Origin of the sequence: Pseudomonas sp. IT-232MI5 (genome assembly GCF_949767845.1) — a bacterium.
In the GTDB taxonomy this organism is placed as follows: Bacteria; Pseudomonadota; Gammaproteobacteria; order Pseudomonadales; family Pseudomonadaceae; genus Aquipseudomonas.
The window spans coordinates 61,701-80,044 of sequence record NZ_CATKQE010000044.1 but is presented as its reverse complement, the minus strand read 5'-3'; the positions used below and the strand labels follow the sequence as shown (position 1 = coordinate 80,044).

The 18,344-nt window shown below is 59.9% G+C and carries 16 protein-coding genes; 7 read left to right on the top strand and 9 right to left on the bottom strand.

Annotated features, from left to right (window positions below; translation table 11 throughout):
• The first annotated feature begins 164 nt into the window (after positions 1-164).
• The 5 genes from ACM6JQ_RS18860 to ACM6JQ_RS18840 are packed head-to-tail and all read left to right on the top strand — an operon-like array spanning position 165 to position 4,759.
• Entirely contained in the window at positions 165-1,193 is a 1,029-nt protein-coding gene (locus ACM6JQ_RS18860; protein ID WP_007911799.1) for a DUF5924 family protein, read from the top strand.
• Positions 1,194-1,247: 54 nt separating this feature from the next.
• Positions 1,248-2,396, top strand: coding sequence for an ABC transporter permease (locus ACM6JQ_RS18855; protein WP_007911798.1), 1,149 nt, complete (start codon positions 1,248-1,250; stop codon positions 2,394-2,396).
• On the top strand, positions 2,393-3,196 hold the full coding sequence (locus ACM6JQ_RS18850; protein ID WP_007911797.1) for an ABC transporter ATP-binding protein: 804 nt from the start codon (positions 2,393-2,395) through the stop codon (positions 3,194-3,196). The genes ACM6JQ_RS18855 and ACM6JQ_RS18850 overlap by 4 nt, the downstream gene beginning before the upstream one ends.
• A gap of 1 nt (position 3,197) precedes the next feature.
• The gene (locus tag ACM6JQ_RS18845; protein WP_016986431.1) at positions 3,198-4,136 is read left to right on the top strand and encodes an MlaD family protein; all 939 of its coding nucleotides are present in this window, start codon (positions 3,198-3,200) and stop codon (positions 4,134-4,136) included.
• Complete coding sequence (locus ACM6JQ_RS18840) at positions 4,133-4,759, top strand: ABC-type transport auxiliary lipoprotein family protein (protein WP_414894488.1); 627 nt, start codon at positions 4,133-4,135, stop codon at positions 4,757-4,759. The genes ACM6JQ_RS18845 and ACM6JQ_RS18840 overlap by 4 nt, the downstream gene beginning before the upstream one ends.
• 118 nt (positions 4,760-4,877) lie before the next feature.
• On the opposite strand, the gene ACM6JQ_RS18835 is transcribed toward ACM6JQ_RS18840, so the two are convergent.
• The 5 genes from ACM6JQ_RS18835 to ACM6JQ_RS18815 all read right to left on the bottom strand — a co-directional run bounded on the left by ACM6JQ_RS18835 (position 4,878) and on the right by ACM6JQ_RS18815 (position 9,265).
• Positions 4,878-6,107 carry a nucleoside recognition domain-containing protein gene (locus ACM6JQ_RS18835; RefSeq protein WP_414894487.1) on the bottom strand — a complete coding sequence of 410 codons (1,230 nt, stop codon included), beginning with the start codon at positions 6,105-6,107 and terminating at the stop codon, positions 4,878-4,880.
• Between the two features lie 135 nt (positions 6,108-6,242).
• Positions 6,243-7,574, bottom strand: a complete 1,332-nt coding sequence (gene gltP, locus ACM6JQ_RS18830; RefSeq protein ID WP_007911792.1) for a glutamate/aspartate:proton symporter GltP — start codon at positions 7,572-7,574, stop codon at positions 6,243-6,245.
• 702 nt (positions 7,575-8,276) lie between these two features.
• Positions 8,277-8,741, bottom strand: a complete 465-nt coding sequence (locus ACM6JQ_RS18825; RefSeq protein WP_007911791.1) for an inhibitor of vertebrate lysozyme family protein — start codon at positions 8,739-8,741, stop codon at positions 8,277-8,279.
• Positions 8,742-8,743: 2 nt separating this feature from the next.
• Positions 8,744-8,908: a DUF1328 domain-containing protein gene (locus ACM6JQ_RS18820; RefSeq protein WP_003177151.1), complete on the bottom strand. Its 165-nt coding sequence runs from the start codon at positions 8,906-8,908 to the stop codon at positions 8,744-8,746.
• Between the two features lie 72 nt (positions 8,909-8,980).
• Positions 8,981-9,265 (bottom strand): hypothetical protein, encoded by a 285-nt coding sequence (locus tag ACM6JQ_RS18815; protein WP_007911790.1) that lies wholly within the window; start codon positions 9,263-9,265, stop codon positions 8,981-8,983.
• 428 nt (positions 9,266-9,693) lie between these two features.
• Between ACM6JQ_RS18815 and algB the strand changes: the two genes are divergently transcribed.
• Together algB and ACM6JQ_RS18805 are read left to right on the top strand one after the other, a co-directional pair.
• On the top strand, positions 9,694-11,040 hold the full coding sequence (gene algB, locus ACM6JQ_RS18810) for a sigma-54-dependent response regulator transcription factor AlgB (protein WP_007911789.1): 1,347 nt from the start codon (positions 9,694-9,696) through the stop codon (positions 11,038-11,040).
• Between the two features lie 10 nt (positions 11,041-11,050).
• Complete coding sequence (locus ACM6JQ_RS18805; protein ID WP_123376018.1) at positions 11,051-12,841, top strand: ATP-binding protein; 1,791 nt, start codon at positions 11,051-11,053, stop codon at positions 12,839-12,841.
• Here the strand turns inward: ACM6JQ_RS18805 and ACM6JQ_RS18800 are convergent.
• From ACM6JQ_RS18800 to ACM6JQ_RS18785, 4 genes are all read right to left on the bottom strand, one after another.
• Positions 12,838-14,451, bottom strand: coding sequence for an EAL domain-containing protein (locus tag ACM6JQ_RS18800; RefSeq protein ID WP_414894486.1), 1,614 nt, complete (start codon positions 14,449-14,451; stop codon positions 12,838-12,840). The two genes, ACM6JQ_RS18805 and ACM6JQ_RS18800, sit on opposite strands and share 4 nt — an antisense overlap.
• A 76-nt stretch (positions 14,452-14,527) precedes the next feature.
• Complete coding sequence (locus tag ACM6JQ_RS18795) at positions 14,528-15,310, bottom strand: N-acetylmuramoyl-L-alanine amidase (RefSeq protein ID WP_007911785.1); 783 nt, start codon at positions 15,308-15,310, stop codon at positions 14,528-14,530.
• A 101-nt stretch (positions 15,311-15,411) separates the two neighbouring features.
• Complete coding sequence (locus ACM6JQ_RS18790) at positions 15,412-17,463, bottom strand: diguanylate cyclase (RefSeq protein WP_414894485.1); 2,052 nt, start codon at positions 17,461-17,463, stop codon at positions 15,412-15,414.
• Positions 17,460-18,338 (bottom strand): endonuclease/exonuclease/phosphatase family protein, encoded by an 879-nt coding sequence (locus ACM6JQ_RS18785; protein ID WP_414894484.1) that lies wholly within the window; start codon positions 18,336-18,338, stop codon positions 17,460-17,462. Before ACM6JQ_RS18785 ends, ACM6JQ_RS18790 begins: the two co-directional genes overlap by 4 nt.
• Between the last annotated feature and the right edge of the window lie 6 nt (positions 18,339-18,344).

Here is an 18,344-nt window from a genome sequence, read left to right as displayed (position 1 = left end):
CGGCAGCTCCTACAGGGGATTGCGTTCCAAATGTAGGAGTTGCCGAAGGCTGCGATCTTTTGAGGCCCTGAAATGCACCGAATAAGTGACCGGCAGCCTCGCCACAACGCCCGGCGGGCGCTACTCTGTCGAGGTTTTTTCCCCTCAAGTCGTGAACCGCCCAAATGCCAAAAATACAGCTCCTGATCCAGCGCATTCTCGAACTGATGAAGCGCTATCCCGGGGTCATTGCGCTTGGCGGGTTCATCTCCGGGGTCGGCAGTTTCATCATGGTCGATCGTCAGCAAGGGCTGGCGAGCTGGATCACCGTGATCATGCTGCTCAGTTGGATCTGGCTGATGCTGGAAAACACCCTTACCGGCCTTTTCACTCGGATCTTCAAACGCGAGATTCCCCAGCCGCTGCTGCGTTACGCGACGCAGATGATCCATCAGGAAAGCCTGTTTTTCGTCCTGCCGTTCTTCTTTATCACCACGACCTGGAACAGTGGCCAGCTGTTTTTCACCGGCCTGCTCAGCGTCGCCGCGTTGATCTCGATCGTCGACCCGCTCTATTACAAATGGCTGGCGCCCCGGCGCTGGGCGTTTCTCGCACTGCACACGCTGACCCTGTTCGCCGCCCTGCTCACTGCGTTGCCGGTGATCATGCACCTGACCACGGCGCAGAGTTTCAAGTGGGCGCTGGGCATTGCCGTGCTGTTGTCGTTCCCGAGTCTGGCGTCGATCTTCCCGATCCGCACGTTGCGCAACGCGCTGGCGATCCTGTGCATCACCGTCGGCATTGGTGGCGTGGGTTGGGCGCTGCGTTCGTGGGTGCCGCCGGCGACGCTATGGATGACGGATGTGGCGATCAGCACGCAAATGCAGGACCGCACCCCAGGTGCCAGCCTCGACACGGTCAGCGCCGAGCAGATTCGTGGCGATGGCCTCTACGCCTACACCGCGATCAATGCACCGCGCGGGCTGGATGAGCGGATTTATCACGTCTGGCAATTCAACGGCAAAGAGGTCGACCGTATCGCCCTCGACATCCACGGCGGGCGCAAGGAAGGCTACCGGGCGTGGACGCACAAGCAGAACTTCCCCGGCAACCCGGCGGGCAAATGGCAGGTGCGCGTGCTGACCGAGGATGGCCAGGTGATCGGCGTGCTGCGCTTCGAAGTCACGGACAGCACAGCGATCAAAGAAAAGTAATCCGGTTCGTGCTATTACGTTAGTTCGCATAAAGGCCGAACAAGCACGGAGCTTATGACCAGCAGCTCGATCAGCGGTAATGCCCAACTGGACACGTCGATAACCCCTGCCCGCCTGCGGGTCACGGGGGACTGGACGCTTGCCCATTACGCCGAGCTCAAGCAACTGAGCGAAAAGCTCCACGGCCAATACGACGCCAACACCCCGATCGACCTCAACAGCCTCGGCGCCCTCGACACCGCTGGCGCTTCGTTGCTGGTCGAACTGCTCGGCTCCGAACGCCTCGGCCAATCCGCCGAACACCCCGATTGCACCCTGACCTCCGCCGACCGCGCGCTGCTGCAAACCGTGTACTGCTCGATGACCGATTTCTGCGTGCCGATCAAAGAGCCGGAAATCAGCGTCAGCGTGCAATTGCTCACGCGCATCGGTCGCGCCGTCGATACCGTCTGGCAAGACACCCTGCAATTGCTCGGCTTCGTCGGCCTGATCATGGAAACCATCGCGCGCAGCCTGTTCCGGCCCAAGCGCTGGCGGATCACGCCGATGATCGCGCACATCGAACAGACCGGACTCGACGCCGCGCCGATCGTGGCGTTGCTGACCTTTCTGGTCGGCGCGGTGGTGGCGTTTCTCGGCGCCACGGTACTGGCCAGTTTCGGCGCGACGATTTTTACCGTGGACCTGGTCGGGTTCTCGTTCCTGCGTGAATTCGGCGTGCTGCTCACAGCGATCCTGATGGCCGGGCGCACCGCCAGTGCCTTCACCGCGCAGATCGGCTCGATGAAGGCCAACGAAGAAATCGACGCGATCCGCACCCTCGGCCTCGACCCGATGGAGTTGCTGGTCGTGCCGCGGGTACTGGCGATGCTGGTGGCGCTGCCGATGCTGACGTTTCTGGCGATGCTTTGCGGGATCATCGGTGGCGGCGTGGTTTGCGCGGTGTCGCTGGATATTTCGCCAGCGATGTTCCTGACGCTGTTGCAGTCGGACATCGGCGTTCAGCACTTTCTCGTAGGCTTGGTGAAGGCGCCGATCTTTGCCTTCATCATTGCCGCGATTGGTTGTCTGGAAGGCTTCAAGGTCAGCGGCAGCGCCGAGTCGGTCGGCGCCCACACCACCTCCGCTGTGGTGCAATCGATTTTCGTGGTGATCGTGCTCGATGCGGTGGCCGCGCTGTTCTTCATGGAGATGGGCTGGTGAGTCGTCTACCCCGCGCGCCCTCGGAGGCGGTGATCGAAGTCCGCGGCCTGTGCAATCGCTTTGGCAGCCAGAGCGTGCACGAGAACCTCGATCTGGATTTGTACAAGGGCGAAATCCTCGCCGTGGTCGGTGGTTCCGGCAGCGGCAAATCGGTGCTGTTGCGCAGCATTGTCGGTCTGCGCCGGCCAAGCGAAGGCATGGTCAAAGTGTTCGGCAAGAACCTGCCGAGTCTGTCCGAGCATGAGCGCTCGCTGGTCGAGCGACGCTTCGGTGTGCTGTTCCAGAAAGGCGCGCTGTTCTCCTCGCTGACCGTCACCGAGAACGTCGCCCTGCCCCTCATCGAACACGCCGGCTTGAGCCGCAACGACGCCGAGCACTTGGCCGCCGTGAAGCTGGCGCTGGCCGGTTTGCCGCTGTCGGCAGCGGACAAATACCCGGCGTCGCTGTCCGGCGGAATGATCAAGCGCGCCGCTCTGGCCCGGGCCTTGGCGCTGGATCCGGACATCCTGTTTCTCGATGAACCCACCGCCGGCCTCGATCCGATTGGCGCGGCGCAATTCGATCAATTGATCCTGACCTTGCGCGATGCGCTCGGCCTCAGCGTGTTTCTGGTGACCCACGACCTCGACACGCTCTACACCATTACCGACCGCGTGGCGGTGCTGGCGCAGAAGAAAGTACTGGTCGCCGGTCCCATCGACGTCGTCTCGGAAACCGACGACGCGTGGATTCACGAATACTTCCACGGCCCGCGCGGCCGCTCGGCGCTGGACGCCGCCAAATTGCTCAACGAGGTCTGACATGGAAACCCGAGCGCATCATGTGTTGATCGGCCTGTTCACCGTGATTGTGGTGGCAGGCGCCCTGCTCTTCGGTCTGTTCCTGGCCAAGTCCAGTGTCGATACCGAGTTCAAGGACTACGAGATTGTCTTCAGCGAAGCGGTCAGCGGTTTGTCCAAGGGCAGCCCGGTGCAGTACAGCGGGATCAAGGTCGGCGACGTGATCAACCTGCGCCTTGATCCAAAGGATCCGCGGCGGGTGCTGGCGCGGATTCGCCTGGCCGGTGACACACCGGTCAAGGAAGACACCCAGGCCAAACTGGCGCTGGCCGGGATTACGGGGACGTCGATCATCCAGCTCAGCGGCGGCACGCCCGAGAGCCCGAAACTGCGTGGGCATGACGGTAATCTGCCGACCATCGTTGCATCGCCCTCGCCTATTTCGCGCTTGCTCAATGACTCCAACGATTTGATGACCGGCATCACCGCGCTGCTGCAGAACGCCAATCAGATGTTCTCTGCCGAGAACGTCGAGCGTGTGAGCAAGACCCTCGCCCATCTGGAGCAAACCACCGGGACGATCAACGATCAGCGCGGTGACATCAAACAGGCCATGCAGCAACTGGCGACCGTCGGCAAACAGGCCGGCAGCATGCTCGAACAGACCTCGCTGCTGATGCGCAACGCTAACGGCCTGATCAACGATCAAGGCAAGCAAGCATTGGGCAGCGCCGAGCAAGCGATGAAGTCGCTGGAACAAAGCACCACCACCATCAGCACCTTGCTCAGCAAAAACGAAAACTCCCTCGACAACGGGATGCAGGGCCTCAATGGCCTGGCCCCGGCGATCCGCGAACTGCGTGAGACGCTGACCTCGCTGCGAGCTATTTCCCAACGCCTTGAGGCCAACCCCAGCGGTTACCTGCTGGGCCGTGACAAGAACAAGGAATTCACGCCATGAAGCTGACTCGCCTCGCCCTCTTCGCTGCCGGTTTTTCCTTGATCAGCGCCTGCTCGATTCTGCCCAAGTCCGAGCCCTCGGATGTCTATCGCCTGCCAACCGCACAGGCGCCCGCCTCGACCATTTCACCGGCGACTCAGTCCTGGTCGCTGCGGCTGAACAAGCTGCAGGCCAGTGAAGCGTTGAACCGGCCGACGATTGCGGTGATTCCGCAGGGTGACGTGATCAGCAGCTACAAAGGCTCGCGCTGGAGCGATCCGGCGCCGGTGCTGGTGCGTAATCGCTTGCTCGACGGCTTTGCGCGTGATGGCCGGGTGACGTTGCTGAGTACCGATGACAGCAACTTTGCGGCGGATCTGGAATTGGGCGGGAGTTTGCAGGCGTTTCAGACCGAGTATCAGGGCACCCAGGCCAGCGTCGTGGTGCGGGTTGATGCGTTGCTGGTGCGCGGTTATGACCAGCGGATTCTGGCCAGTCGGCGGTTTGAGGAGCGCCAGCCATTGAACGATGTGCAGGTGCCGGCGGTGGTCGCCGGGTTTGGTCAGGCCAGTGATCGTCTCACCGCCAAAGTAGTCGCCTGGGCCGTAGAGCAAGGCCAGAAACTCGCTCCCCCAAAGCCCTGATTCACCACAATCCATGTAGGAGTGAGCCTGCTCGCGATAGCGGTCTATAAGCCACCATCATCGGTGATTGTCACCCAGCTATCGCGAGCAGGCTCACTCCTACAGTTTGGATTTTTGTTCAGCCGAAGAACCAGTAGCAGACGAAGATAGCCCCGACCACACCAGCAAACTCCGCCAACAACGCACACCCCACCGCATGCCGCGCGCGTTGAATCCCCACCGCACCGAAATACACCGCCAGCACATAGAACGTGGTTTCGGTACTGCCCTGAATCGTCGCCGCGACCAGCGCCGGGAAGCTGTCGACACCGGACGTTTTCATCGTCTCGATCAACATCGCCCGCGCCGCACTGCCGGAGAACGGTTTGACCATCGCCGTCGGCAGCGCATCGACAAACCGCGTGTCCCAACCGGCCCACTCGACGAGATGCCGAATGCCGTCCAGACCAAAGTCCAGTGCCCCGGAGGCGCGCAGCACGCCGACCGCACAGAGCATCGCGACCAGATACGGCAGCAGGTTCTTCGCGACGTCGAAGCCTTCTTTGGCGCCCTCAACAAACGCCTCGTAGACCTTGACATTCTTCAACGCGCCGATCAGCAAAAACAGCATGATCAACCCAAACAGCGTGAGATTGCCGAGGATCGACGACAATCCCGCCAAGGCCGTTGCTGAAAGAGTACCCAACAGGGCCATGAATCCACCGAGAATCAGTGCGCCCGGAATTAGATAAGCCAACACCACCGGATCCCAGATCCGCAACCGCTGCATGAACGCTACCGAGAGGAAGCCGACAATCGTCGAGCAGCTCGTGGCCAGCAGAATTGGCAGGAACACCAACGTCGGGTCGGGTGCGCCTTGCTGGGCGCGGTACATGAAGATCGTTACCGGCAGCAGGGTCAGGGAAGAGGCGTTGAGCACCAGGAAGAGGATTTGCGCGTTACTGGCGATGGTGGCACTGGGATTGAGCTCCTGCAGCGCCTTCATGGCTTTCAGACCGATCGGCGTGGCCGCATTGTCGAGGCCGAGACCGTTGGCGGCGAAGTTCAGGGTGATCAGGCCAAGGGCAGGGTGACCGGCCGGGACTTCCGGCATCAGCCGCAGAAACAGCGGGCCGAGCACTTTCGCCAGCCACTCGACGATCCCGGCCTTCTCGGCAATGCGCAGGAAGCCCAGCCACAGGGTGAGGGTGCCGAACAGCAGCACCATGACTTCGACCGAGAGCTTGGCCATGGCGAAAATGCTTTCCACCATCGCCGCAAAGATCCCGGCGTTACCGCCGATCAGCCACTGCGCCAGCGCCGATACGGCTGCCACGATGAAGAAGCCAAGCCACAGGCCATTAAGCATCAGTCAAATCCCCCGAAGAATGCGGCGAATGATAGCGGGGTCGCCAGAAACGACAAACCCCGGATTTCTCCGGGGTTTGTGTGTACCTGCTGCCACCCCATTTACCGGGTTGACCTCAATCTCCTACAGGGTGTGTCAGTTCTTGGAGATTTCGCCTGCTGGCAGTTTTTCCTTGCTGCGCCAGTGCGGCAGGGAGTTCCAGTAGCGCTCGCCCTTGGCGTCGTCGTACATGCCTTCCCAGCGTGCGATAACCAGCACGGCCAGCGCGTTACCAATCACGTTCAGTGCGGTACGGGCCATGTCCATGACGCGGTCGACACCGGCGATAAACGCCAGGCCTTCCAGCGGAATACCGACGCTGCCCAGAGTTGCCAGCAGCACCACGAAGGACACGCCCGGTACACCGGCGATGCCTTTGGAGGTGACCATCAGGGTCAGGACCAGCAGCAGTTGCTGGCTGATCGACAGGTCGATGCCGTACAGCTGCGCAATGAAGATTGCCGCGATCGACTGGTACAGGGTCGAACCGTCGAGGTTGAACGAGTAACCGGTCGGCACGACGAAGCTGCAGATGGCTTTCGGCGCGCCGTAGGCTTCCATCTTCTCGATCACGCGTGGCAGCACGGTTTCCGAAGAAGCGGTGGAGTAGGCCAGCACCAGCTCATCCTTGAAGATGCGCATCAGCTTGAACACCGAGAAACCGAACATCTTGGCGATCAGGCCCAACACCACGAAAGCGAAGAAGGCGATGGCGAAGTAAACCAGGATGACCAGTTTGGCCAGCGGCACCAGCGAGGCGAAGCCGAAGTTGGCCACCGTCACCGCGATCAGTGCGAATACGCCGATCGGCGCATAGTTCATGATCATGTGGGTGACTTTGAACATGCTTTCCGAGACGCCCTGGAACATCTTCACCAGCGGCTCGCGCAGGTCCGACTGCAGGCTCGACAGACCGAGACCGAACAGCACGGAGAAGAAGATGATCGGCAGCATTTCGCCGCGAGCCATGGCCGCGAAGATGTTCGACGGGATCAGGTTGAGGATGGTCTCGATGAACGCGTGTTCATGCTGCACTTCGGCGGCGGTCGCCTGGTACTTGGAGATATCCACCGTGCCCAGGGTGCTCATGTCGATGCCGGCACCCGGATGGAACACGTTTGCCAATACCAGACCAACGAGGATGGCAATGGTGGTGACGATTTCGAAATAGATGATCGTCTTCAGGCCGATGCGCCCGAGTTTCTTGGCGTCACCCACGCCGGCGATACCGACAATCAGGGAAGAGATGACGATCGGGATCACGATCATCTTGATCAGACGGATAAAGATATCGCCTGCCGGTTGCAGGACGTTGCTGATCCACCAGGCTTTCTCGGCACTGAAGTGGTTGAGCAACGCACCAATTGCAATACCCAATACCAGACCGATGAGGATCTGCCAGGCGAGGCTAAGTTTTGCCTTCTTCATTATCTTTACCCTTACTTGCGTTTGACTCAGGCACATGCAGGAACTGGAACGCTCTTTAGCGGAAAAGTCTGTGCATCTGCCTCCGTATAAGGTGCCCCGAAGCGCGTATTTACGGCTCTTCGGCAGGCGAAAAAAGGCGCAACTATTCCGATGCAAGGTTGCGCCGTCTAATGCCGTAAACGCCTACCCTATGCCGAATCGGCATGAGCTTTTTTAATTGAAACTGGCGTCCCAACCGGTTCGATTGTGACATTTCGGCCGGCATAAGTGCCGTGAACCGGCCATCACAGAGCAGGTTGATTATTTTTTGAACGAGAAAAATCGACAAAAATTTTGGGAAAATGCCTACGTGGCAAGACTAGAAGTCCTACTGTTTAAGCGGTTTTTTTGTCGATATACGGTCGCCAGGAAACACCGCGTAATGTTTTCGCGCGCAGTGTCAGCGATAAAAACAGCGAGCTGGACGCTCTGGATCAATGTTTTGTCTTTTTGAAAGCTCAGCGCAAGTCCGTCGAGCCACTGTGGGTCGGCGAACCTGCGGCGCAGCTTTTACCCTGACCCGGCCCTCTCGCAGGCACTCCCTGTACCCGTAGGTCACTCCGACCCTGCAACAGTCAGAACATCCCGACCCCTTGGTCATGCGCCTGCCTTCCTCAGGTGGGCGCAATGGAAGGCAGCAGGGCTGCTGCCTTCATGTTCAAGTCAGTACCACTTCGGATCTTTCTTCAGGGTTTCCATCAGTAGATCCTGCATGCCTTGATCGGGTTTGCCGAAGAAGCGATAGGTCGCATGTCGCGTCGGCGACTTGTCTTGCGGCAGGCCTTCAGGCACATCAACCAGCATGGCGTAGGCGTCATCCTTGTCGAAACTGAATGCGACGATCAAACGGTGGTTCAGGCACTTGTCCTGATTCTCGCAGAGCGGGCCCACCAAGTACTTGTTGCCGTCTTCAGTAACCGCGTTCATCTGTTGTTCGGAGGCCCCGGACAGGTTGATCACCCATTCCGGTACGCGCTCTTCTTTCTTTATCACGCCTTCCCAGGTCTCACGGTACTGCTCGTCAGAGGCGAGCAGTTCGTTGACCCGCGCCTGGCCGTCATTGGCCGCCATCGCCATGGCACTACCGCCCAGAAGCAGGGCGGCTGCCAGTGTCTTTAACGCACTCATCGTTAACCTCGGCCGCGACGGCCAAAGAAGAAGGAAGCGATGAACATCACCAGGAACACGACAAAGAGAATCTTGGCGATACCCGTGGCGGTGCCCGCGATACCACCGAAGCCCAGTACTGCAGCGATGATGGCAATGATCAAGAATGTAATTGCCCAGCTCAACATGGTGATTCTCCTTACTTCTCTATTTAGGGGTGTTGCATGTCCCGGCGCTGTGCGCCCGAATTCGTTTGCTCTTTAGAAAACCCAACGCTCTTCACGTGGCAGTTGATCCAGCGGCTGCGCCTGATCGACGTCCATCATGCGCATCGAGGCGCTTTCGGCCTGACTGCTGCTGACGGCGCTGAAGTGCGTTTGCGTGCTGTGCTGGATCGAGATCAGCGGCTCAACTTTCTGGCTGTTTTCCCAGCTCAGGTATTGCTGGCAAGCGATCAGGGTGATCAACAGCGCCAATACGCCAAACAGACCTTGCTGGATGTGCAGTGGCGAGATACGCACTTGGGCGGCACGTTGGCGAGTCATCCTGGGTTCCTCACTCTTATTCGGTTAGGGCAGTTCATGTTCTGCCCGGGCTAAGTGAGGTATTGCAGCCTGCATGCCAGTTTTTTAATTGAAAAATATTCAATAAAATCAATGAGTTATGCACGTGATAAAAAACGTTTGCGACGCATCCTGCACGATGGGGCATCTGAGATCGTGCGCAATGCACGATTTTTTCGTAGGAGATTTCATTCTTATGGAATTGAGAGCAGGGCGCAGATGTCAGAAAAGTACGCAGGGAATGCCCTGCAAATCGGTGATTGTTTAAAAAACCAGCAAAACCAACAACTTGGCCGTAATGGCAGGAGAGAGCTACCCTCCTATGGCTGGCATCGTTCAGAATCAACCATGCAACTTGCCCGATTTTTCCGGGACTAACCCAAGACCAATCACTATGGAGCGTAGGAAAAATGGAATCTGCCACTGAGCATCAAGGCCGCATTCTGCTGGTGGACGACGAATCTGCCATCCTGCGTACCTTCCGTTATTGCCTCGAAGACGAAGGCTATACGGTTGCCACAGCCAACAGCGCGGCTCAGGCCGACGCGCTGCTGCAACGCCAGGTCTTCGACCTGTGCTTCCTTGATTTACGTCTGGGCGAAGACAACGGTCTCGACGTACTGGCGCAGATGCGCATTCAGGCGCCGTGGATGCGTGTGGTCATCGTCACCGCGCATTCGGCTGTCGATACCGCCGTCGATGCGATCCAGGCAGGCGCGGCCGACTATCTGGTGAAACCGTGCAGCCCGGATCAGTTGCGTCTGGCCACCGCCAAACAGCTGGAAGTGCGCCAACTGTCAGCGCGCCTCGAAGCTCTCGAAGGCGAGATTCGCAAACCGAAGGACGGTCTCGACTCCCACAGCCCGGCAATGAAAGTGGTACTGGAAACAGCACGCCAGGTCGCCGGCACCGACGCCAACATTCTTATCCTCGGCGAGTCCGGCACCGGTAAAGGTGAACTGGCCCGAGCGATTCATGGCTGGAGCAAGCGCGAGAAGAAATCCTGCGTGACCATCAACTGCCCGTCGCTGACGGCGGAATTGATGGAAAGCGAGCTGTTCGGTCACAGTCGCGGCGCGTTTACCGGTGCTAGCGAGAGCACCTTGGGTCGAGTCAATCAGGCCGACGGCGGTACGCTGTTTCTCGATGAGATCGGCGATTTTCCGCTCACTTTGCAACCCAAGTTGCTGCGTTTCATTCAGGACAAGGAATATGAGCGGGTGGGCGATCCGGTCACCCGTCGCGCTGATGTGCGTATTCTGGCGGCAACCAACCTCAACCTCGAAGACATGGTCCGAGACGGGCGTTTCCGCGAAGACCTGCTCTATCGTCTGAATGTCATCACCCTGCATCTGCCGCCCTTGCGCGAGCGCGCCGAGGACATTCTGACCCTGGCCGATCGCTTTCTCGCGCGTTTCGTCAAAGAGTATGCGCGCCCGGCACGGGGCTTCAGCGACGAGGCTCGCGAGGCACTGTTGGGCTACCGTTGGCCGGGCAACATTCGCGAGCTGCGTAACGTGGTTGAGCGGGCAAGCATCATCTGCCCGCAGGAGCGTGTGGAAATCAGCCACCTCGGCATGGCCGAACAACCGGTCAACAACGCCCCTCGAGTCGGTGCGGCATTGAGCCTCGACGAATTGGAGAAAGCCCACATCGGCGCGGTCCTCGCCACCGCCGGCACGCTGGATCAAGCGGCAAAAACCCTCGGCATCGACGCTTCGACCCTGTATCGCAAGCGCAAGCAGTACAACCTGTGAGCGCCCGGCGATGAAACTGGCGATGAAGTTGCGGACCCGTTTGTTCTTGAGTATTTCCGCGCTCATCACCGTGGCCTTGCTCGGGCTGCTGCTCGGGCTGGTCAGCGTGATGCAGATGGCGGGAACGCAAGAGGCGTTGGTGCGCAGCAACTTCGTCACCCTCGATCTGGGTCTCAAGCTGCGCCAGACGCTGGGTGATCAACTGATCATCATGCTGGCGGAAAAGCCTGATCCGGTGGCGTTCGAAGCGTCGAAACAGCATTACTTCGAGTTACTGGACCAAGGCATCGCCCAAGAGCAAGAGGGTGATGGCCGGCTATATGGCTTCAGTCGGGCAAAAGCGGATTATCTGAGCTTTCTGGAAGCGTTCGATTTGTCCCGTGACCCGGCCAGCTCGATAAGCAGCAGCGCCGACTTTCGAGAGCGCTTCAACACACTGCGCAACGGACTGATCACCGAACACAAGCATGCACTGGACAACATCAACGCGGTACAGCGTGAGGCGCGCGACCGTGCCTTGTTGATTGCGGGTCTGCTTGGCTTTGTCGGGCTGGCGGTGCTGATCATCGGTTTTATCACGGCCCACGGCATTGCTCGGCGTTTCGGCGCGCCGATCGAGGCGCTGGCGAAAGCCGCAGACAATATCGGCCAGGGCAATTTTGAAGTGACCCTGCCGATTTCCTCGGCGATGGAAATGAACCTGCTGACCAAACGCTTTGGCCTGATGGCCGAGGCGCTTCGCGAGCACCAGGCGACCAACGTTGATGAACTGCTCGCCGGTCAGCAACGCTTGCAAGCGGTGCTCGACAGCATCGATGACGGCTTGCTGATGATCGACCGCCAAGGGCATCTGGAGCACCTCAACCCAGTGGCCCAGCGACAATTGGGCTGGGAAGATGATCGTCTCGGCCAAGGGTTGGGCACGGCGCTGGAGCGACCAGAGCTGGATGCGCAGCTGCAACTGGTGCTGCGCGGCGGCTCCCTGGAGCGCGCGCCGGAAGACTTGAGCATCGAGGTCGACGGCGAATCCCGCCTGCTGACCTACAGCCTGACCCCGGTCAGCCACACCCAGGGACATATCCTCGGCGCGGTGATGGTGCTGCACGATGTCACCGAGCAACGCGCCTTCGAACGGGTGCGCAGCGAGTTCGTCTTGCGCGCTTCCCATGAGCTGCGCACCCCCGTCACCGGCATGCACATGGCGTTCGGCCTGTTCCGCGAACGGGCGAAGTATCCCGCGGAGTCGCGAGAGGCCGATCTGCTCGACACCGTGAATGAGGAAATGCAGCGCCTGATGCAGTTGATCAATGACTTGCTCAACTTCTCGCGTTATCAGAATGGCCTGCAGAAACTCACCCTGGCACCATGCTCCATCGAAGACTTGCTGGAGCAGGCGCAACTACGCTTTGCCGATTCGGCGGCGGCCAAGGGCATCGCCCTGAATGTCGAGGTGCAGGGGCCGTTGCCACGTTTGCAGGCCGATCAGGCGCAACTCGATCGCGTGCTGGATAACCTGATCGACAACGCCCTGCGCCATACCGCCCGGAACGGTCAGATCCGCTTGCAGGCACGCCGGCACGGCGAGCGAGTGATCATCAGTGTTGAAGACAACGGCGAAGGCATTGCCTACGGTCAGCAAGGACGGATCTTCGAACCGTTCGTACAGGTAGGGCGCAAGAAGGGTGGTGCCGGTCTGGGCTTGGCGCTGTGCAAGGAAATCGTCCAGCTGCATGGCGGACGCATGGGCGTTTACTCGCGACCGGGGCAAGGTACGCAGTTTTATATGGCGCTGACGGTCTAGGCTTCATCGTCCATTCGCCGTCCGGCAAGGCGTCGGCCACGGGTGATCAGTTCGATGAACTGCACCGCGCTGAGCGCATGGGCGAACAACCAGCCCTGGCCGAATTTCACGCCTTCGCTGCTGAGCAACTCAGCCTGCGATTCCAGCTCGATGCCTTCGGCAATCACCTTCAGATCCAGCGCCTGGGCCATGTGAATGATGTGCGGGGCGACGCCGCTGCTCGCTGCGTCATGGCCCAGTGCATCGATAAATGCTTTGTCGATTTTCAGGCAATCGACCGGCAAGGTCTGCAGATAGGCGAGGCTGCAGTAGCCGGTGCCGAAGTCATCGATCAATACTTGATGGCCGACATCGCGCAAGGCTTGCAGGTTTTCCCGCGCCACCACCACATCAATCAAACCGCGCTCGGTAACTTCGAAGGCAATCTGCCGCGCGGCGACGCGATGGAGCGTGAGCAGCCGCGCTATGACCTGGCCAATGCGCGGCACCATCACGTCACAGGCTGCAAGGTTGACCGAGATATACAGCTGCGGATTGGCGCGCAGCAACTGGCCCAGTTGCTCCAGCAAGCGCTGCAGAACAAAGTCGGTCATCTGGCGGATTTGTCCGGTGTTTTCCGCCATGGGGATAAACAGGTCGGGACTGGTCAGCGTGCCGTCCGGGCGACGCCAGCGTAGCAGCGCCTCGGCGCCGACGCAGTTGCGGCTGTCGAGATCGAAGATCGGCTGATAGAGCACCTGCAACTCGCCGCGCCGGATCGCGCCGTGCAGTTCGGCGTCCAGTGACTGGCGCTGGCGCACCAGCAGGAAAACGAAGAAACCCGAAAAGGCGCCAAGCAGCACGCACGCCGGAATCATCCACCACCAGATAGCCGGGATCTGCATGCTGGTTCTGGGTGTGATCAGCACCAACTGATACTCCGGATTATCCGTGGGCATGCGGTAGATCAGCCGGGTCTGCGTGACTTGCAGGGCATCGCGACTCTTTGGTGGCCAGTGTTCCGTGGGTGGCCAGTCTTGCGCCATGCCGAGCACCGGGATGGCCCGGGTGCCGTGATCGAGCACCACTAGCAGGCTGCTGCCGGGCGACAGATCGACCATGTCGGTCAGATGCCCGCGCGAGGTGGCCACGCGGAAATTGCCGCGTCCGAGCATCAGCGCTGCACGGTTTTCATCGGGTTCGGTGGTGGTGTTCAGCCAATAACTGTAAGTCGGGCCTTTGATATCCGGCGCGCGAACCACTGACAGGCCTTCCTGGCGCGGACGGTTCGAGCAGGTCCGCGAAGCGTCCATATAAGCTGCTTCATACACGAAGCGATAGTTGAAGGTGACCTGCTGCAGGGTGGCGATCATTTCATCGTCACAACTGCGCAATGGCTGCGCTTCAAGATCATCGAGACTTTCACGCAACTGGCCGAACAATTGTTCGAGGCGGGCGAGGAACCGCTCGCCTTGTGCGTTCATTTGCTGGCTTTCGCTTTGCTCGACCTGGCGCATCGCCACGAACATTCCGCCGGCGATCAGCAGGCTGGCACTGAGGACAGCCGCGATCATCGCCAAAAACCAGGGGCGATAAAACCAGCTACGCAACGTCTCTCGGGTAGCAGCCATCAAGGAATATCCGAAGAATTACCAATGAGTTATAGCTGCTGATTGCAATTTCGCCCTGACCGTCGGGCGGGCGTCATTATTTTGTCTGATTGAGCACCAGCAATAGTGCCGCCGTTTGCGCATCCGGCGTGCCGTCGAAGCGCGAAGGGCGGAAGTGCATCTGGAACGCTGCAAGGACGTGGCGCGTGGCGACGTCCAGTTCACCAGTCTGCGGCGTGTCATAACCCAGGTGCGCCAGTTGTGCCTGGAACCAACTGATACTCGGCAGTTCACTGCTGTTGAACAGCATTTGCTGGCGCGCTACCGCCTGTTCGTTCGGCCAGACGCCCAAGCCTTCAGCAGCGAGGCGTTTCCACGGGAACAGTGGCCCCGGATCAAGTTTGCGCAAGGGTGCGATGTCGCTGTGACCGATAATGTGTCGCGGGCTGATGCCGTTGCGTTTGCTGATGTCTTTGAGCAGGGCGATCAACGATTGGATCTGCGCCTCGCTGTACGGATACCACAGACGCCCGCTCGGCGTGTCCTTGAAACCCGGGTTGACGATTTCAATGCCGATCGAGCTGGAGTTGAGCCAGGTACGCCCCTGCCATTGGCTTTCGCCGGCGTGCCAGGCGCGTTGATTCTCATCCATGAGTTTGTAGACCGTACCGCTATTGTCGTCGCCGATCAGGTAATGGCTGCTGACTTCGCCGTGGGTCAGCAACTGCAGCGAGCGCTCCAGCGAGGCCGACGTGTAATGCACGACCACAAACTGAATGCGGCTGTCGTAATTGGCCGAAGGGTGGCTGGTGTTGTAGCGCGGGCCACTGGCACAACCGGCCAGAACGAGCAACGAAGCGAGGAGGGCAAAGAATTTCATGGCAGAAGGCAGTACACGCAAGACAGTAATGCAACAGTGTAACGTACTGCCTTGCGTCTCGACGGTCAGTGGGCGGATTTAAACAAAATGGAACAATTTGCTCAGCCCAGCTCGACCCGATTACGGCCTGCATTTTTAGCGCGATAAAGCGCCTGATCGGCTCTTTTCAGCACCAGATCGCTGTGTTCTCCAGCACGAAATGTTGCCAGCCCCATGGAAATGGTGATCGTCACTCGCTCGCCCTTGAAGTGGAAAGGGCAGGCTTCGATCGCTGCGCGCAGCGTTTCCAGAAGCTTGGCGCCGACCGCAGGCGGGGTGGCCGGCAGCAGCAAGACGAACTCCTCACCACCGAATCGGGCAATGAAATCAGATCCGCGCAGGCGTTTGCGCAGCACCGTGGCAATAATCTTCAGCACCTTGTCGCCGGCCAGATGGCCGTAGTTGTCATTGATCCGTTTGAAGTGATCAAGGTCGAGCATGGCCAGGCTCAGGGTGTTGCCGTGCTGCTGCCACTGCTTGATTTCATGCTCGAGGCGCTCGCTCCACGCAGCGCGATTGGGCAAGCCGGTGAGTGGGTCGATCAAGGCTTTCTGGCGCTGTTCTTCGAGGTGCTCACGGAATCCCTGGGCTTCCTGCTCCATATGCGCCACGCGCTCGGACAGACCTTTGAGCCGCGCAGCCACTTCCTGCTCGCGGGCGTCGCGCTGCTTCTGGTGCTGATCCATGGTGCCGATCAAGCCTTCGAGATGGTTCTCCAACACTTGCTTGAGGTCATCCAGATCGGCGGCTTCCTGAACGCTGGTCTGCAAGCCGTCGACTTGCTCGCGGATCTGCGTATCCATGGCCCGCGCCGCTGAGCTGTTGTCGGCATGGCCTTCACTGGCAGCTTGCAGATTGCTCTGGAACGCTTCGAGGCGTTCGTTGAGTTGCTGCAGGTAGGCTTCGAATTCGTGCTGGCCGCTGTCGGTGATCGCCAGCATCAACGTCGCGAGATCGTCGAGGATCGGTATCAGTTCGTACCAGTTCAAGCCATGTTTCAGCCTTTCACGCATGGCTTCGGCTTGCGGGCGGTGGCGCTCCGGCAGGGTCAGGTCGTCGAGGAGGCCGATCAGGGTGTCTTCGATGTGCTTGGCCACGGAGCTGTAAGACGGCTCCGGGGTATCAGGCAGGGCGAACAGGATGTCGTGTTCGGATTGCTCCGGATCAATGGCGGCCAACGCCTGCGCGATGGGTTCGGGCAGCGGCAGGCTGTCGAGGATCAGTGGCGATGGATCACCGGGGTGAATCAGCTCATCAGGATTGATGGCGGCAGGCGTGATTGGAGTCTGAGCGGCAGCCTGGGTGAAAACAGGCTCGGGTTCAAAGCGCTCTGCTTGAGGTTCGCTCGGGTCACTGCTGCCTTCGCTGCCGACCGAGGGTGGCACGAAGGTAACCACTTCTGCCGATTCCGGTTGATTCTGGGCGTCCGGCATTTTTGTTTCGACAGGCGCAATTGCTTCGATGGCAGAAGTTGCCATCACAGGTTCAATCGATGCGACAGGGGCGGGCTGTGCGGTTTCTGGTGCGGGTGACGGTGCGGCAAGCGGTTGCAGCGGCACGGGTGATTCTGTCGCTGGGGCTTCTTCGCTGTCGCGGCTTCCGAACAAACGCTGCAGCAGACCTGGTCGCCCCGGCTCTGGCGGGGTGTCCAACTGACTCAGTGCCTTGCCCTGCAGGCCGCTGAGTTCACTCAGCAGCAATGGCATTTCCCGCGCCGAACCGACGCGGCTATCCAGTTGTTTGGCGAACTTCTTCAAGGGCTGGGCGACTTCCCGCGGCAGCGGCAACGCCTGCAACTGGGTGACCAGCGATGTCAGCGCGGTGCTGACCTGATCGATACGGGTTTCGCGGCGCTGCTCGGAATCGAGCACGGCTTTTTCCAGGCGCGGCAGGAGGGCGGCGAGGCCGGCGTCCATGTCGTCAGTGCGCACCACGTCGCGCATCTCTTTCATGCACTGATCAACGACTTTATCGGTACCTTCGGCCGCCAGCGTGCTGCGCACCAGGCCGCGACGCAGCAAGTCGAGCCTCGCGGCCCAGCGGCGTTCGAGTTTGTCCTGTTGTTCGATGCTTTTGAGGTACTTTTCTTTCCAGCGCTGGGCGTCGTCGCTCATTCAGGGGTTCCGCGAGGGGCAGGACTCAACGCGGGCAATGCATCGGCCGTGAGCGAACCCGGCAGACGAATCTCTACCGCGACCGGCAGGTGATCGGAAATCGGTTGTGCCAGCACTTCGACCTTTTCCAGGGTCAGGGTCGGGCTGAGCAAAATATGATCAAGGCAACGCTGAGGACGCCAGCTGGGGAATGTCGCTTCCACCTGCGGGGCCAGCAGGCCGAGATCGCGTAACGGAGAATGTTGTAGCAGATCGCTGGCATGGGTGTTCATGTCACCCATCAACACCTGGTGTTTATAGCCACCGATCAGCTCACGAATATAGGCCAGTTGCAGGCTGCGCGTTCGCGCGCCAAGAGCCAGGTGCATCATCACTACCACCAGCGCTTCCGGGCCTTCGCCGAAACGCAGCAGAATCGCCCCGCGACCTTTCGGGCCGGGCAGCGGGTGATCTTCAATCGCCGACGGTTTCAGACGACTGAGCACGCCATTGCTGTGCTGAGCGAGTCGGCCGAGGTTGCGATTGAGCTGTTGATACCAGTAGGGGAAGGCGCCGAGTTGGGCCAGGTGTTCGACCTGATTGACGTAGCCCGAACGCAGGCTGCCGCCATCGGCTTCCTGCAGGGCGACCAGATCGAAGTCGCCGAGCAGGTCGCCGATCTTTTGCAGATTGCCTGAGCGGCCGTTGTGCGGCAGCAGGTGCTGCCAGCTGCGGGTCAGGTAATGCCGATAGCGCTCGGTGCTGATGCCGACCTGGATATTGAAACTGAGCAGGCGCAGACGCTGGTCTGCGGGCAGGCCCGTTGACTCCAGGTGATGCTCATTGACCTGCGGATCATGCAGGCCAACGATGCGTTCGGGCTTCCAGCGGCGCATGGCGGT

What these genes read in the sequence shown, in the direction of transcription:
- ACM6JQ_RS18855 (WP_007911798.1), top strand. Translation starts at nt 1,248, where the DNA reads ATGACCAGCAGCTCGATCAGCGGTAATGCCCAACTGGACACGTCGATA.
- gltP (WP_007911792.1), bottom strand. Translation starts at nt 7,574, where the DNA reads ATGAAGAAGGCAAAACTTAGCCTCGCCTGGCAGATCCTCATCGGTCTG.
- ACM6JQ_RS18815 (WP_007911790.1), bottom strand. Translation starts at nt 9,265, where the DNA reads ATGACTCGCCAACGTGCCGCCCAAGTGCGTATCTCGCCACTGCACATC.
- ACM6JQ_RS18785 (WP_414894484.1), bottom strand. Translation starts at nt 18,338, where the DNA reads ATGCGCCGCTGGAAGCCCGAACGCATCGTTGGCCTGCATGATCCGCAG.
- ACM6JQ_RS18835 (WP_414894487.1), bottom strand. Translation starts at nt 6,107, where the DNA reads ATGCTTAATGGCCTGTGGCTTGGCTTCTTCATCGTGGCAGCCGTATCG.
- ACM6JQ_RS18840 (WP_414894488.1), top strand. Translation starts at nt 4,133, where the DNA reads ATGAAGCTGACTCGCCTCGCCCTCTTCGCTGCCGGTTTTTCCTTGATC.
- ACM6JQ_RS18845 (WP_016986431.1), top strand. Translation starts at nt 3,198, where the DNA reads ATGGAAACCCGAGCGCATCATGTGTTGATCGGCCTGTTCACCGTGATT.
- algB (WP_007911789.1), top strand. Translation starts at nt 9,694, where the DNA reads ATGGAATCTGCCACTGAGCATCAAGGCCGCATTCTGCTGGTGGACGAC.
- ACM6JQ_RS18805 (WP_123376018.1), top strand. Translation starts at nt 11,051, where the DNA reads ATGAAACTGGCGATGAAGTTGCGGACCCGTTTGTTCTTGAGTATTTCC.
- ACM6JQ_RS18820 (WP_003177151.1), bottom strand. Translation starts at nt 8,908, where the DNA reads ATGTTGAGCTGGGCAATTACATTCTTGATCATTGCCATCATCGCTGCA.
- ACM6JQ_RS18800 (WP_414894486.1), bottom strand. Translation starts at nt 14,451, where the DNA reads ATGGCTGCTACCCGAGAGACGTTGCGTAGCTGGTTTTATCGCCCCTGG.
- ACM6JQ_RS18795 (WP_007911785.1), bottom strand. Translation starts at nt 15,310, where the DNA reads ATGAAATTCTTTGCCCTCCTCGCTTCGTTGCTCGTTCTGGCCGGTTGT.
- ACM6JQ_RS18790 (WP_414894485.1), bottom strand. Translation starts at nt 17,463, where the DNA reads ATGAGCGACGACGCCCAGCGCTGGAAAGAAAAGTACCTCAAAAGCATC.
- ACM6JQ_RS18860 (WP_007911799.1), top strand. Translation starts at nt 165, where the DNA reads ATGCCAAAAATACAGCTCCTGATCCAGCGCATTCTCGAACTGATGAAG.
- ACM6JQ_RS18825 (WP_007911791.1), bottom strand. Translation starts at nt 8,741, where the DNA reads ATGAGTGCGTTAAAGACACTGGCAGCCGCCCTGCTTCTGGGCGGTAGT.